Here is a 13,657-nt window from a genome sequence, read left to right on the forward strand (position 1 = left end):
GACGAGAGCCGTCGATCTCCGCGCGAGAATCGCCTCCACTCGAGAGCGACACTATCAGTCCCGTCCGTCGCGGAAGCTGAAACGCTTCGGCGGCCGATCAGTGTCGATTGGGTCTCGACGGACGAACGAGACGTTTCAGACTCCAACCATATCGATTCGAGACGGCCGTTGCGTTCATGACAGTGTAGTCTCGAATCGGTGGTAATGGGACGCGTTCGCCGAACCGGCCTCGTCGTGTGTTGTTGCCTAGCTATACTGACAGTCGGGCCGGTCGTCGGGGCCGCACAGCAGTCGGCGGCCGTCGTCGACGGATCGCCGGCTGCGAGTCAGACCGAGGTCGACGTCGACGGGCAGACATCGGCTTGTTTCGACGCCGGAGGCTCCGCGTTCGTCATCGGTTCGTCGGACGGGACAAACATCTGGGTTCGCCTCCACGCCGGGCCGCTCACCGATTCCGGCTGGGCGATCGGCGCCGAAATGATCGGCTCGACCGGGGGGACTTCGATCATCGAGGTCGTCGCCGGGATCCAGTTCGTCGGCGACGGCTTCCTCGATCTCCTCTCGAGTCCCGGTGAGTCGGTCGAACTGATCAGCGGGTTCGACTTCCAGTTGCCGATGCTCGAGATGGCCTCGAGCGGACTCGGGGCCGACGAGGTCGCCGGGAGCGACGGCGGCGCCGAAAACGAGAGCGGAGACAGTGCCGCGAGCGGAAGCGACGACGGGCAACGCGGCGACCGACGGGCCGCCGATAGCCCGTTCGAGATGATTCGGTGCTGAGTTCTCAGACGACCCGAAGCGTTCCGATCGCGAGGAAGACCAGCCCGAACCCGACGAGGACGACGGCGCTCAACGCCGCAACGACGGGCGCGAAGGCGTCGACGCGACGGCCGACCGCGTCCAGTGTTACCGGATAGACGACGATCCAGAGCGCGATCCCCGCGAAGAAACCGGTCAACAGCGCGGGAGAGCCGGTCTCGACGACCAGCACTCTCTCGAGAGCCGACCCGGCGGCGGGGACGTGCGAGAGGACGTCGAGCGTTCCGGGTTGGAGCAGGCCAACGCCGACGGTGAGCCAGAAGCCGATCTGGTAGGGGTTGGTCAGCGAGAGGACGAACGTCTTGCGAAAGCCCGACGACCCGTCCTCGCGGCCGTCGGTGAAGGTGGTGGCGCTTCTGGCCTCTTCTACCGCACCCACGGCGAAGTACAGCATCAGCAGTCCGCCGGCGAGGTAGAGCGCGGGCCGGGCGGCCGGATAGCGGTCGATCACCGCGACGGCGCCGGCCAGCGTCAGAACGAAGAACAGCGCGTCCGCGCTCATCGCGCCCAGTCCGGCCCTGAAGCCGGCGATCCGGCCGCGGATGACGCTCTCTTCGGCGATAATCGCGTTCATCGGTCCCGGTGGCGCGGCGAGCGCGAGTCCGAAGACCACGCCCGCGAGCGCCGTCGTGAGGACGGTCACGGTTCTCACACTCGAGTGGGCAACCAGCCGTGAAAAGTACGCTGACTTCGATTTCGTATGGGTTCCCGACCCGTGACAACGACCCTCTTGAGTCGACGGCTTTGATACCCGTGCCGATGAAGGGCGAGCCATGGTCGACGTGCTTTCGGACGACATCGGTCGCTTCGTTCGTGCGGTCGGGCCGAGCCCGGACGAAACGTTGCGCGAGATGGGCGACTACGCCCGCGAGGAGGGGTTCCCATACGTGGGCCCCGAGGTCGGCGCCACCCTCCGCTTGCTCGCCCGGCTGACCGACGCCGAGCGGATCTTCGAGTTCGGTTCTGGCTACGGCTACTCGGCCTACTGGATGGCCGAGGCCCTCCCCGACGACGGCGAGATCGTCCTCACCGAGGTCGACGAGGACGAACTCGAGATGGCCCGCGAGTACATGCGCGAGGGCGGCTACGACGACCGCGCGCGGTACGAACTAGGCGACGCGCTCGAGACGATCGACGACTACGACGGCCCGTTCGACGCGGTCCTGATCGACTGCCAGAAACACCGCTACCGCGACGCGTTCGAGGCCGTCCGCGAGAAGCTGTCGCCGGGCGGCGTCGTCGTTGCGGACAACGCGATCACCGCGGCCCCAATGGACTTCGAGCGACTGCTCGCCCTCGTCGAGGGCGAGGATCCCGGCGACGTCGACGAGCACACGCAGGGGATCGCCGACTACCTCGAGCGGGTAACTGACGACCCCGACTTCGAGACGATCGCGCTGCCGCTGGGCGAGGGGATCGCGATCAGCTACCGACTCGAGTGAGGCGCCTCGAGGGAGCCGACGTGCTGTCCTACTAGTACCGGTAGCAGTGCGACTTATCGTCCGCTTTCCGTTGAACATCCGACAGTTTCACCGAAAGTCGAGCAAAGAGACCGACCGACGGGACCGAAAACGAGCGTTACTGCGTCGAGTAGTCGGAGTCACCCTCGAGGACCTGTTCCTCGGGCGAATCGGCGCTGGTGGCGGCGCCGTACTCGCGGAAGCCGAGGAACGTCGTCGCGGCGACGGCGGTCAGCAGCGTCGCCCACGTGACCGCGGTCAGCGAGCCGGTGATCGTCGCGTCGTCGCCCGGGACGATCGCGCCGACGGTCTCGAGGCCGATGCCGTGGAGCGCGGCGGTCGCGAGAAAACCGAGCCAGAAGGCGGCCGAAAGCCCGGCCAGCGTCCGTCGGGAGACGCGGGTCGCGTACTGGGCCACGCAGTAGACGCCCGCGATGGCGACCGCGGTCGCTCCGACCGTCGGCACGAGCGCCTCGACGGTACCCGTTGCCATGCCGGCGACGGCGAAGCAGGCGAACGATACGGCTAGCAACAGCCGATCCGAACGGATGGAGGTCGGAATCACGTCGTGCACCGCTTTGCCGGGATGAATAGGCGGTCGGATATATAGCTGTTGGCTCGATTCGTCGACCGGCGCGAGCGGCGACGATCGGCCGGCTGCTGGCGAAATCGGCCGCGATCGGTCCGCTCTCGAGTCGCGAGCAGCGACGCGACTGATAGCTCAGTCGGCGGGACCGGAGGCGTCACCGAAAACGTCGATCCCTCGACGGGATTGGACGCTATGTGGATTCGCGGGGGTTCCGATACACGGCCCCGTTCCGTCGAGCGGCGCCGGTCTCCGTCACGACCGGTTCGACGTCGGTCCGCGTTAGTCGTCTCCGCCGTCCGCGAGAACGCGTTCCTCGGGCGAGGTTCGGCCGGGATGGACGCCGTAGCTGGCGAAGCCGTACAGCACCGTCACCGCCACCGCACAGCAGACGACCGCGCCCGAGATCGACTCGAGGACGAGTGGGATCGGCGGGGCGGCGAGTCCGTCGGCGACGGCCGCCGCCGAATCGCTTTCGGGGGCCGCGACCAGCGCGTAGGGGAGAAACGCGACGAACGCGACGACCCACCAGCGCTTCGCCGCCAGGCGGAGTTGAGCGACGCTGTAATCGCGGACCTGAGTCGCGACGCCGGCGACGCCGAGCGCCATCAGAAGCAGGGACGGGAACAACCGGTACGGCGAGTCCAACCCGATATTACTCGCGACGCCGACGGCGACGAGCGCGACGGCCCCGACGAGCACCGAACCGGAGCGTGACGCGAACGATCGTTTCATAGCTGCAAAGCGGTAGCGAGTCGTTGTACAAAACTCTCGCGAACCGGCCGCGCTCGACCACGCGGATCGTGACCACAGTTCGGTCGCGGTCGACAACAAAGAACGTATTACCGACGTCGATGAGACGAAGGTGAGAATGATGTGGCCCGAGACGCAACCGAGTGCGAGTCGGACGTCCATCGGTGCGGACCGACGGACGGCGATCCGCGCGGATCCGTTCCGTCGTTCGCCGAGACCGAACGTTCCCGTTCGGCCGACTCCGGAGGGTGATTCGTGCAGTTCGTAACCCGACTCTGGAAACGACACGTCCGGAAGCGGCCGGACAAGTATCAGGCGTACGTCTCCCTCCCGACGAGCGACGACGACCCGTCGTTCGGTGAGGTGCACGACTGTATCGAACGCCTGGAACACGTCTTCGAAGGACGCCTCGACGTGTACGCGCGGACGCGCCGACTCGCGGTCGTTTCCGACCCCGTCTCGGCCGACCGGTTCGACGCCGACGCGTTCGAGGACGCCCTCGAGTCGCTCGAGGACTGTTACGAGGCGCGCTCGCTCGCGCGAGTCGAGAAGTGGCGGCCGTCCGACGACCGGCTCGTCAAGTCCCACGTCGTCGTCCCGGTCAAGCCGTTGTTTCCACCCGATCGAACGGCCGACGAGCCGCGGATCGAGTCGGTCGTCGAGTGACGGTGTCCGGCGCGGCGGACGGTGATCGTCGCGCGGCGATCAGTCGTCGTCGTCGGTCGGTCCGGGCTCGGAGCCGGGGTCCCGATCGGAGCGGCGAGACTGACTACCGGCGGACCGATCGCTTCCGGCCGAGCGGCCCCCGCTCGAGCCTTCTTCGTCGGGCGTGACGGTGGCGGTGCGTCCCATCCAGCGACCGATGTTCTCGGCGACGTAGTCCTTGCCGCCCCAGCCGAAGGCGACGCCGGCGCCGATGGCGACCGCCGCGGCGAGGCCCCACGCGAGCGCTCGCGCGAAGACGTAGAGGATGCTGACGTCGATCCCCATCGTGTCGAGTCCGATGACGATCGCGGTGAAGTAGAGGAACATGCGGGCGCCGTTGGCGAACCAGTTTCCGTAGACCGTCTCGGCCGCCGCTCGCGTCCGCTCGATGATGTCACCGACGAAGTCGGCAACGACGAAGCCGATGACGATGACGAGCAGTCCGGCGATGAAAGCCGGCAGGTACGAGACGGCCGTCGCGATCCACTCCGACAGCAACTGGATCGCGAGGGCGTTGGCGGCCGCGAGGATGGCCAGGGCGTAGACGAACCACTTCGCGAGCGAGCCGAAGGCGCTGGAGACGGCCCGTTCCGTCCCGCCGAGGATGCGCCCCAGCGGCGTCTCGAGGACCATCCTGTCGAGTTCGATCCCGTCGGCGAGGCTTCGAACGGCACGCGCGGCGACGCGGCCGATAATCCAGCCGATGAAGAGGATCACCAGCGCGCCGATCAGCCGCGGAAGGAACGTGACGAGTTCCGCGATCGGATCCTGTAACCAGTCGGGAACCGGTCCTTGCTGGGCGAGTTGGGGTTGAACCATACACCGACGCGTCGTCCCCGCGGGGTTTCGTAATTGAGTCCCTATCGAAATATAGTGAAACCAACCCTTTCGGCCCGGCGATGGCACCTCAATTGAAGTGTCCGTTGTCCCGAATTCCGCGTCGAACGGACGGTAACGGTGCGGTATCGGTTTCGAGCCACGACGACGCGTAGCTCGCCGCTGCTGTCGGAGTTGTCGTCCCGCCGGCGTGCGATAATGAGGGTTTGGCGATCCTGTCGCCGACCCGCCGACAGATCGAGCGACGGTACCGTCGAATTCGGAGACGAACCTCGGACGGTAACTACCGCGTTTCGTGCATGACGAGACCCGGTACTATCCGCGATTCGAGACGGGGCTCGAGGTCGTTTCGATCCACGACTCGGTCCGATTCGCCCGCCGATTCAGAGCGGTCGTTCGCGGTCGCTCAGCAAGCGGCCGTTTCGGTGTCTAGCCAACCCGACGGCCGTAATAGCGGATTAGCGACGACGGCGAATCGGTCCGGCTGCCGAGGGCCGATCGCGGCCGGGAATCGGCCCTCCATCGGCAGAACGGAGCCGTCAGCGGGGCGTTCACGCCGCTCTATCGACGGCGATCCGAACGGGGTTCCAGCTGCGGTTCCGGCATGAGATCCTCAATCGGCTGCTCGTCGAGCCACTCGAGCAGCGCCACCAGTTGGTCCGTCGCGGCTTCGAACAGCTCTTCGCCGATCTCGGGGGTCGCGTCGGTCTGGTCGCCGAAGACGCCGTTGGGGCTGTTCTCGATGCAGTCGTAGAACGTGGTCGCGCCGTGTACTCGCTCGGCGTCGTAGTCGAAGACGGCGCCGCCGTCGCGGGCGTCCTCGAGGTGGTCCTCGCGGACGAGTTCGTTCGCGATGTGCATGATCATCGCCGTCTCCTTGGGGCCGCCGTGGGGGCCGGGGGTCTCGAAGACCTCTTCGATCAGTTCGGGGATGGACTCGTCCCACATCCACTCGATAGCGTAGGCGGTGCCGTCGTCGTGGAGCCGCCGGCCGACTTCCCGGAGGTGAGCGACGTTGCCGCCGTGGGCGTTGACGTAGACGATGCGGTCGATGCCGTGGTAGGTGAGGTTTCGCGAGAGGCTCTCGACGTAGTCCCGAAAGATCGGCGCCTCGACCCACATCGTCCCGTGGAACTGCCGGTGGTGGGAGCTGACGCCGATCGGGATCGGCGGCGTACAGAGGTACCCGGTACGATCGGTCGCTTCGCGGGCCAGCGCCTCGGCGATCATGTGGTCCGTTCCTTCGGGGAGGTGCGGGCCGTGCTGCTCGGTCGAGCCCAGCGGGACGACCGCGAGCGACTCGTCCGCGACGTAGTCGCCGAGTTCCGGCCAACTCCGGTTGGCGAGATACATAGTCGACGCTCTCGGCGAAGCCGGAAAACAGTGGGTGCTGCGGAACCCGTCCCGCCTCGGTCCGACTCGAGGGCTGCCTCGACGCGATCCGCCGGGTTGATCGACCAGTTCAATTGCTATTCGAGCCGGTTCCAGACGGACGGTTATGATAACCCTTAATAGATCATGTCCCGGAAGTTATTATATGGCAGTCGTCAGCGTCTCGATGCCGGACGAACTCCTCGAGCGACTCGATCAGTTCGCGGACGAACACGGCTACACTGGCCGGAGCGAGGTCGTCCGGGAGGCCTCGCGGAACCTCCTCGGCGAGTTCGAGGACACCCGTCTCGAGGACCGTGATCTGATGGGGATCGTCACCGTTCTCTTCGACTACGAAACGACCAGCGTCGAGGAACAGATGATGCACCTGCGTCACGAACACGAGGACCTCGTCGCCTCGAACTTCCATAGCCACGTCGGCGACCACTTCTGTATGGAACTGTTCGTCCTCGAGGGCGAACTCGAGGATATCTCGACGTTTGTCGGAAAGATCCGCGCGACCAAGGACGCGCTGACGGTCGACTACTCGGTAATTCCCGTCGACGATTTCGATCCGTTCGCACAGGGTAACTGATCCCGTCTCGAGTTCGATCGAACGACTAGTTTTACTGTACGGCAGCCTAACACACGGACATGACCTACCGGAAGGTAAACTACGAGGACGTCGAACAGGTCTCGAGCGCGATGCACTTCTTATCGGATCCGCTCGAGACCGAGCAGGTTGGGGTGACGGTCGCTCGCTGTGATCCCGGCTGGAACAGCAAACCCCACGATCACACGGAGAACGGCCACGAAGAGGTCTACGTGCTGATCGAGGGGAAGGCGACGGTCATCATCGACGACGAACCGGTCGCGATGGAGACCGGCGACGCGCTGTGGATCCCCCCGTCGTCGACCCGCCAGATCCGCAACGGCGACGCGGAGAGCGCGTTCGTGCTCGTCAGCGCCCCGAGTATCGCCGAGGAAGACGGCGACAACGGAGAGTGGTCGCTTTCGGGCTTCGCCGGCTGAGATCGCAGCGCCGCTTCGGTCGAACCGCGCCGCGGGGTGTCGCGGTCGGCCGACGAATCGAGAGACAGCGGGACGGTTTTGTGCCTCGGCGTGGTTTCGACTCCCAGGTGACCGCCGATCTACTCGAAACACCACGCCGCCATCTCGCTCGTCGTCGCCGGCGTTCTCGCCGCCGTACTGTCGCCGATCAGCGTGCTGGGCGTCGAACTCCCCGCCGTCGCGGTCGTCGTCTACGGCACCGCCGCCGGCGTGCTCATCGACGCCGACCACTTGCTCATCGCGCGGATCAAGACCGGGAGCTGGGACGCTGTCAGGTTCTGCCTCGCGAATCCGATGGCGGCCGTCGCCGACCAGGGGCAGATCTTCGAGCACGGCGACGTCGGCGTTCTCTCGCGGCTGTTGAGCCACCTCCTCATCATCGGGACCGTCGTCCCGCTGTTGGCGCTTGCGAGCCGCTCGCTCGCGATCGTGACCGGCGTCGTCCTCTACATTCACGTCGTCTGCGACGTGGTGTGGGACCGCTGGCGACTCGAGGACCACGCGGCAAAATCGGCCTCGGTCAACGACCTCGTTCGGGAGCTTCGATAGCAGCGACGGCACTCGACTACCGGCCGTACGGTCTGAGCGACGCTACCGGCGGTGACGGTACCGTCTCGCAGCGGAAGCGGTGAACAGCGACCCGACTCCGCCGCTGGCGCGATTCAACTGCGCCGTCGGAACTACGAGTTCGTCCCGCTCTCGTTGCCGTCGTCTGCACTGCCGTCGTCGTTCGTTTCGTTCCCGCCGGAGCCGCCAGTCTCGCCGTCGTTCTCCTCGGCGTCGCCACGGTCGTCGGCGTCCTCGTCGCTATCGTCGGATTCGTCGTCGACCTCTTCGACGTCGACGTCCTCGCCCGCGACGCCGCTCTCCGAGATAACGGGCGTCAGGTTGTAGCCGCCGTTTCCTTTCTTGACCACGTTGATGTCGAACACGAACTCGAGCGGTTCGTCCTTCCGAACCTCGAAGGCGTGGGTGATCTGGAGTTTCTCGCTCGGCACCTTCACGGGCACCGTCTCGCCGTCGACGACGCCTTCGACGTCCGCGACGTGAAGTTCGATTTTCTCGTAGCTCCCTGCCGAGAGGCCGCCCTCGAAGACCGAGACGGCCTTCTCGCCGACGACCTGCGTCAGGTCAACCGTCGCGCCCTCGAGGTCGAGCCAGTAGAATCCGCGGTGTCGCTCGACGGCGTCGTCGCTCGAGTCGGATCCGTCACCGTCTGCGTCCGATTCGCCGTCGTTCGCGTTCGATTCGCCGTTGTTCGCGTCCGATTCGTCGCCGGATTCGTCACCCGTTGATGTATCGTCGTCGCCGTCCTCGGACGATTCCTCCTCGTCCCCGTCGTCGGCCGCTTCCTCGTCGTCGGTTTCGGCGTCTTCGCCGTCGGTCTCGGACTCGCCACCCTCGCCGTCGTCCGACTCCTCGCCCCCGCCGTCGAAGATGCGGGCGTTATCGAAGGACACGTCGAGTCGATCGAAGTCGCCGATGTCGGCGGGTCTGTCGCTGACGAGCAGCCGAAAGTTCGCCGCGCCGGCGGTCGCCGGCCCGTCGGTCTCCTCGCTGTCTGTCTCGTCGTCCGGCGCGTCACTCGAGTCGTCGGGCGTCGCATCGCCGGCGCAGCCGGCCAGCATCGTCGCGCCGACGGTGCCGCCCGCGGCGATGAACGCCCGGCGGTCGATATCGTGATCGTACGGCTCGTCGTCTCGATCGTCGTTCGTCGGATCGGTCGTCATATGGCGTCCGTCGAATGCGGGTTGCTAAAAGGGTGACAGTCGTTCTGAACGGACAGAACGGTTCACGAACGTTTCCGACGGCGACTTTCTGCAGGAAGGAACCCGACGGAACCGTCGAGCGCTCCGCGGGACGCCGTTTCGGCGAATAGCGATTCGTCGCCGCCCCCGAACGGTACCGATCGGCGACGCCGACCGGTCGGATCGTCCCGCCGGCGGCCGGTCCGTGGCTTGCAACGGATCACCGCACCTATATTTATCGTGCTGTCCTCTGACACCATATGGACCTACTCGACGACAGCATCGTCCCGGAGCACGCCCGCGATGTCAAGGCCGCAGCCCGGGAGTTCGCGCGCGAACACATCGAACCGAACGCCCAGGAGTACTACCAGGCCGGCGAGTATCCGGAGGAGATCCTCGAGGCGGGTCAGGAGGCGAACCTCGTCGCGCAGGACATTCCCGAGGAGTGGGGCGGTCGGGGGCTCGATCTCCCGCAACTGCTGGCGCTGACCGAAGAATTCTACCGCGCGGACGCGGGGATCGCGCTGACGCTCCAGTTGGCGAGTTTCGGCTGTGAACTTACCTACGAGTACGGCACCGACGAGCAGTGCGAGGAGTACATCCGACCGGTCGCCGAGGGCGAGCAGCGCTCGGGGCTGGGCGTCTCCGAACCCGAAACCGGCAGCGACCTCGCGGGGATGGAGACCACGGCGGAGAAGGACGGCGACGAATACGTGATCAACGGCGAGAAGTACTGGATCGGCAACGGCGTCGAGGCCGACTGGATCACCCTCTACGCGCGCACCGGCGACGACGAGTCGAACCCCTACGCCAACTACTCGCTCTTTATCGTCCCGACCGACACCGACGGCTACGAGGCCGAACACATCCCCGAGAAGATGGCGATGCGCGCCTCGAAACAGGCCCACATCGAACTCGAGAACTGCCGGATCCCCGAGGAAAACCTGATCGGCGAGGAGGGCGAGGGGTTCTGGATGCTCGCGGACTTCTTCAACCACGGCCGGATCGCCGTCTCCGGCCACGGGATCGGCCTCGCGGCGGCGGCCATCGAGTCCACCTGGGAGTTCGTCCACGACCGCGAGCAGTTCGGCCGGACGATCAGCGACTTTCAGGCGGTCCAGCACGGCCTCTCGGACATGCTGATCGAGTTCGAGAGCGCCCGTTCGCTCACCTGGCGAGCCTGCGAGAAAGTTCAAAACGGGGAGAAGGAGGGCTACTGGGCGGCGCTGTCGAAGACCAACGCGACCGAGACCGCGACCTCGGTGGCCGAACAGGGGATGCAGTTCCACGGCGGTCGGTCGATCCTGGACGAGCGGCGGATCGCCCGCGTCTACCGCGACGTCCGCATTCCGGTCATCTATGAGGGAGCGAACGAGATTCAGCGCAACCTGATCTACGGGCAGGCGCCGTAACGTCGGGCCGGCGGCAACTCCCGCGTTCGTCGACCGTCGACCACCGGCCAGTCGATGCGTCCGCGACCGATCGATGATCAATTGGCGTGACTGACACGCCGAAAGAACAATCCGTTTCGCCCCGGTAGGCAGCGGTATCGACGATCGATACCGAATCCGAGAGTGACTGAGTGATATGAGTCGGCCACGCGTCCTCTGTGTCAGCAACGATCGATCCACGCGTGCGTCCGTCACGCTCGCGTTGACCGACGCGCCGGTCAACGTCGTCATCGCCCAGCGCGGGGCCGAAGCCGTCGACCGACTCGAGCGGGGAGCGATCGACGCCGTCGTCATCGACGCGAGTTCGATCCCGAACGTGCCACAGCTCGTCGACACCGTCGAAGCGGAGGTGCCGTCGACGCCGGCGTTCGTCCACTGGGGCGACGACGAGAGCGACGCGTCCGTCGCCGTCCTCAGCGAGGTGGTCGCTCGAACCGACGAGTCCGACCGGCCCGATCGCCTCGCCGAGACGATCACCGAACGCGTCGGAGCCGACTCGCGAACCGCGCCCGACGATCTCGAGGCGGCCGATACCGACTCCGAAACGGACGATGGCCTCGCGTCGTTGCCCGACGACATCGCGGCGCTTGTCTCCGCGGTCAGGCGGCGGCTGGTCGACGTCACCTCTCCCGTCGACGTCGAGCGAATTCTCCGCGAGGAGTTTACCGCGACCGACCGCTACGCGTTCGCCTGGGTCGGCGAGTACGATCAGGGCGAGGGGGAGATCGTCCCCTGGCTGACCGACCCCGACAGCATGGAGTGGCCGATGCAACGGACCTTCGGGATCGGCGACGGCGACCAGCCGCTCCTCGAGCGGGCGATCCGAACAGACGAGTTTCAGAGCCACCAGCACGTCGCCGACCGGTGCGGTTCGGTTCCGTTCGGCGAGCACGCCGTCGACCGGGGCGTTCGCGCCGCCGCCGTCGCGCCGCTCGCGTCGGGCGACGAGCGGTACGGGGTGTTCGTCGTCTACGCGCTCGAGACGCTCTCGGAGGCCGAACGGACGGGGATCGAGATGGTCGCCGGGACGGCCTCTCACGTCCTCGAGACGATCGCGATTCGCGGCCAACTCGAACAACAGGAGCGGGCGCTCCAGCGGTACGAACGGCTCGTCGAGACGGCCGGCGACGGGATGTACGTCCTCGACGAACAGGGCCACTTCATGACCGTCAACGACGCGCTGACGGCGATGACCGGCTACAGCCGCGAGGGGTTGCTCGGCGAGCACGCCTCGATCGTCTTCGACGAGGCCGACGTCGACGCCGGCAGGGAGATGATCCGCTCGCTGCTCTCCAGCGGCGACAGTACGGACACGGTCGAACTCTCCCTCGAGACGAAAGCCGGCGAGCGAATCCCCTGCGAGGCCCAGATCGCCGTCCTCGTCCGCGACGAGGCGTTCGTGGGCTCGGTCGGCGTCGTCCGCGATATCACCGAACGAAAGCGCAGCGAGCGAAAGCTCCGCGAACAGAACGAGCGGCTGGACGCCTTCGCGCGGATCGTCAGCCACGACCTGCGCAATCCGCTCGGCGTCGCGCAGGGGTATCTCGAGTTGCTCGAGGAGACCGAATCGCTCGAGTACGTCGACAGCGTTCGCGACGGACTCGATCGGATGGAGGCGATCATCGAGGACGTCCTGGCGATCGCGCGCGACGGGGAGTGGGCGACCGACTCCGAACCCGTCGACCTCGAATCGGTCGCCGACGACGCCTGGGAGTACGTTTCGACGGCCGACGCGACGCTTTCAGTCGCGGAGACGATGGCTATCGAGGCCGACCGATCGCGACTGCTGCGCTTACTCGAGAACCTCTTCCGGAACTCGATCGAGCACGGCGGCAAAGACGTCGCCGTTTGCGTCGGCGCCCTCGAGTCCGAGGGCGGTTCCGGTCGCGGCTTTTTCGTCGCGGACGACGGGACGGGGTTACCCGACGAGATCAACGACGACCTGTTCGATCCGTCGGTTTCGACCGCCGCCGGGGGGCTCGGGATCGGACTCTGGGTCGTAAGAGAAGTCGCTACCGGACACGGCTGGTCGGTTACCGCAACTGAAAGCATCGACGGGGGGGCTCGGTTCGAATTCGCGTTCGACGAAGGCGATTAGTGTTCTGACTGCAGGTCCTGAAACGCGCCGACGAAGTCGTCGTGGGACGACATTCCGGAGACGGTCTCGTCGACGCGGGCCTCGAGTTCCTCGACGCGGTCACAGAGGTCCTGGTACTCCTCGTTGTTCGCGAGTTCTCGATCGGCCTTCTCGGATTCCAGCAGCGCCTTCTTCGAGACGAGCGCGTAGTACTCCTGAATATCCGATTCGTACTCCGTTCGGTCGGCGACGTCGTCGACGATCTCGATCAGTTCGTCCTTCGAGACCGGTTTGACGAGGTAATCGTCGAACCCCATCTCGATGATCTCGAAGTCGGGATCGACCGCCGTCACCATCACCACCCGGGACTCATAACCGGCGTCCCTGATTCGCTCGAGCACCTCGTCGCCCGAAAGACCCGGCATTCGACGGTCCAGCAGGACGACTTCGACGGAGTCGGACATCTTCTCGAGGGCCTGTTCGCCGTCGTAGGCCGTGTCGACGGTCCACTCGCTCTGGAGCCACGCGGCGAACAGATCCGCGAGCCGTGCCTCGTCGTCGACGACGAGAATCTCGAGGTCGTCACTCATTGGGAGCCCCCTCCGTTCTCTGCATCGTTACAGCCACGGGTCACCAATGGTACCTCTTCGTGATAAATCTCGCGACCAGATATCAGTGTTCGAACCACTAACCGGATGAATCACAGACGACAGCGGCCGGATATATCGTGTTCGAAGCTAGAACCCGGCCTCTCCGAACGTGTAAATATACAGAAAATTACG

General features: G+C 65.8%; 15 protein-coding genes. 8 read left to right on the forward strand and 7 right to left on the reverse strand.

Annotated elements, in window-relative coordinates; translation table 11 throughout:
• The first annotated feature begins 204 nt into the window (after positions 1 to 204).
• Positions 205 to 777, forward strand: coding sequence for a DUF7332 family protein (locus tag EH209_RS10870; protein ID WP_126662926.1), 573 nt, complete (start codon positions 205 to 207; stop codon positions 775 to 777).
• Positions 778 to 781: 4 nt separating this feature from the next.
• On the opposite strand, the gene EH209_RS10875 is transcribed toward EH209_RS10870, so the two are convergent.
• Positions 782 to 1,459 (reverse strand): LysE family translocator, encoded by a 678-nt coding sequence (locus EH209_RS10875; protein ID WP_126663580.1) that lies wholly within the window; start codon positions 1,457 to 1,459, stop codon positions 782 to 784.
• 130 nt (positions 1,460 to 1,589) lie between these two features.
• Here EH209_RS10875 and EH209_RS10880 point away from each other — a divergent pair, with 130 nt between their 5' ends.
• Positions 1,590 to 2,258, forward strand: a complete 669-nt coding sequence (locus EH209_RS10880) for an O-methyltransferase (protein WP_126662927.1) — start codon at positions 1,590 to 1,592, stop codon at positions 2,256 to 2,258.
• Positions 2,259 to 2,394: 136 nt separating this feature from the next.
• Here the strand turns inward: EH209_RS10880 and EH209_RS10885 are convergent, their stop codons facing one another.
• Together EH209_RS10885 and EH209_RS10890 are read right to left on the reverse strand one after the other, a co-directional pair.
• Complete coding sequence (locus tag EH209_RS10885; protein WP_126662928.1) at positions 2,395 to 2,850, reverse strand: hypothetical protein; 456 nt, start codon at positions 2,848 to 2,850, stop codon at positions 2,395 to 2,397.
• Between the two features lie 294 nt (positions 2,851 to 3,144).
• Positions 3,145 to 3,597 carry a DUF1467 domain-containing protein gene (locus tag EH209_RS10890; RefSeq protein ID WP_126662929.1) on the reverse strand — a complete coding sequence of 151 codons (453 nt, stop codon included), beginning with the start codon at positions 3,595 to 3,597 and terminating at the stop codon, positions 3,145 to 3,147.
• Between the two features lie 273 nt (positions 3,598 to 3,870).
• Here EH209_RS10890 and EH209_RS10895 point away from each other — a divergent pair, with 273 nt between their 5' ends.
• Entirely contained in the window at positions 3,871 to 4,281 is a 411-nt protein-coding gene (locus EH209_RS10895) for a hypothetical protein (protein WP_126662930.1), read from the forward strand.
• Positions 4,282 to 4,320: 39 nt separating this feature from the next.
• On the opposite strand, the gene EH209_RS10900 is transcribed toward EH209_RS10895, so the two are convergent.
• A complete protein-coding gene (locus EH209_RS10900; protein ID WP_126662931.1) occupies positions 4,321 to 5,139 on the reverse strand; it encodes a mechanosensitive ion channel family protein in 819 nt (272 codons plus the stop codon).
• Positions 5,140 to 5,718: 579 nt separating this feature from the next.
• Positions 5,719 to 6,510 (reverse strand): creatininase family protein, encoded by a 792-nt coding sequence (locus EH209_RS10905; RefSeq protein ID WP_126662932.1) that lies wholly within the window; start codon positions 6,508 to 6,510, stop codon positions 5,719 to 5,721.
• A gap of 184 nt (positions 6,511 to 6,694) precedes the next feature.
• Here EH209_RS10905 and nikR point away from each other — a divergent pair, with 184 nt between their 5' ends.
• The 3 genes from nikR (at position 6,695) to EH209_RS10920 (ending at position 8,148) form a co-directional block, all read left to right on the forward strand.
• On the forward strand, positions 6,695 to 7,123 hold the full coding sequence (gene nikR / locus EH209_RS10910; RefSeq protein ID WP_126662933.1) for a nickel-responsive transcriptional regulator NikR: 429 nt from the start codon (positions 6,695 to 6,697) through the stop codon (positions 7,121 to 7,123).
• A 59-nt stretch (positions 7,124 to 7,182) separates the two neighbouring features.
• Positions 7,183 to 7,560, forward strand: a complete 378-nt coding sequence (locus tag EH209_RS10915; protein ID WP_126662934.1) for a cupin domain-containing protein — start codon at positions 7,183 to 7,185, stop codon at positions 7,558 to 7,560.
• Positions 7,561 to 7,752: 192 nt separating this feature from the next.
• Positions 7,753 to 8,148, forward strand: coding sequence for a hypothetical protein (locus tag EH209_RS10920; RefSeq protein WP_211338347.1), 396 nt, complete (start codon positions 7,753 to 7,755; stop codon positions 8,146 to 8,148).
• Between the two features lie 131 nt (positions 8,149 to 8,279).
• Here the strand turns inward: EH209_RS10920 and EH209_RS10925 are convergent, their stop codons facing one another.
• Complete coding sequence (locus tag EH209_RS10925) at positions 8,280 to 9,329, reverse strand: DUF4382 domain-containing protein (protein ID WP_126662935.1); 1,050 nt, start codon at positions 9,327 to 9,329, stop codon at positions 8,280 to 8,282.
• A 278-nt stretch (positions 9,330 to 9,607) separates the two neighbouring features.
• On the opposite strand from EH209_RS10925, the gene EH209_RS10930 reads away from it, so the two are divergent.
• Both EH209_RS10930 and EH209_RS10935 read left to right on the forward strand, forming a co-directional pair.
• Complete coding sequence (locus EH209_RS10930) at positions 9,608 to 10,759, forward strand: acyl-CoA dehydrogenase family protein (RefSeq protein WP_126662936.1); 1,152 nt, start codon at positions 9,608 to 9,610, stop codon at positions 10,757 to 10,759.
• Between the two features lie 175 nt (positions 10,760 to 10,934).
• Positions 10,935 to 12,896 (forward strand): PAS domain S-box protein, encoded by a 1,962-nt coding sequence (locus tag EH209_RS10935; protein WP_126662937.1) that lies wholly within the window; start codon positions 10,935 to 10,937, stop codon positions 12,894 to 12,896.
• Here EH209_RS10935 and EH209_RS10940 read toward each other — a convergent pair.
• Complete coding sequence (locus tag EH209_RS10940; protein ID WP_126662938.1) at positions 12,893 to 13,465, reverse strand: HalX domain-containing protein; 573 nt, start codon at positions 13,463 to 13,465, stop codon at positions 12,893 to 12,895. The genes EH209_RS10935 and EH209_RS10940 overlap by 4 nt on opposite strands.
• Between the last annotated feature and the right edge of the window lie 192 nt (positions 13,466 to 13,657).

Origin of the sequence: Haloterrigena salifodinae, assembly GCF_003977755.1 — an archaeon.
GTDB lineage: Archaea > Halobacteriota > Halobacteria > Halobacteriales > Natrialbaceae > Haloterrigena > Haloterrigena salifodinae.

Bases quoted from the DNA above. Each gene is read 5' to 3' on its own strand.
- EH209_RS10870 (WP_126662926.1), top strand. From the start codon at position 205: ATGGGACGCGTTCGCCGAACCGGCCTCGTCGTGTGTTGTTGCCTAGCT.
- EH209_RS10880 (WP_126662927.1), top strand. From the start codon at position 1,590: ATGGTCGACGTGCTTTCGGACGACATCGGTCGCTTCGTTCGTGCGGTC.
- EH209_RS10890 (WP_126662929.1), bottom strand. From the start codon at position 3,597: ATGAAACGATCGTTCGCGTCACGCTCCGGTTCGGTGCTCGTCGGGGCC.
- EH209_RS10900 (WP_126662931.1), bottom strand. From the start codon at position 5,139: ATGGTTCAACCCCAACTCGCCCAGCAAGGACCGGTTCCCGACTGGTTA.
- EH209_RS10905 (WP_126662932.1), bottom strand. From the start codon at position 6,510: ATGTATCTCGCCAACCGGAGTTGGCCGGAACTCGGCGACTACGTCGCG.
- nikR (WP_126662933.1), top strand. From the start codon at position 6,695: ATGGCAGTCGTCAGCGTCTCGATGCCGGACGAACTCCTCGAGCGACTC.
- EH209_RS10915 (WP_126662934.1), top strand. From the start codon at position 7,183: ATGACCTACCGGAAGGTAAACTACGAGGACGTCGAACAGGTCTCGAGC.
- EH209_RS10925 (WP_126662935.1), bottom strand. From the start codon at position 9,329: ATGACGACCGATCCGACGAACGACGATCGAGACGACGAGCCGTACGAT.
- EH209_RS10930 (WP_126662936.1), top strand. From the start codon at position 9,608: ATGGACCTACTCGACGACAGCATCGTCCCGGAGCACGCCCGCGATGTC.
- EH209_RS10935 (WP_126662937.1), top strand. From the start codon at position 10,935: ATGAGTCGGCCACGCGTCCTCTGTGTCAGCAACGATCGATCCACGCGT.
- EH209_RS10940 (WP_126662938.1), bottom strand. From the start codon at position 13,465: ATGAGTGACGACCTCGAGATTCTCGTCGTCGACGACGAGGCACGGCTC.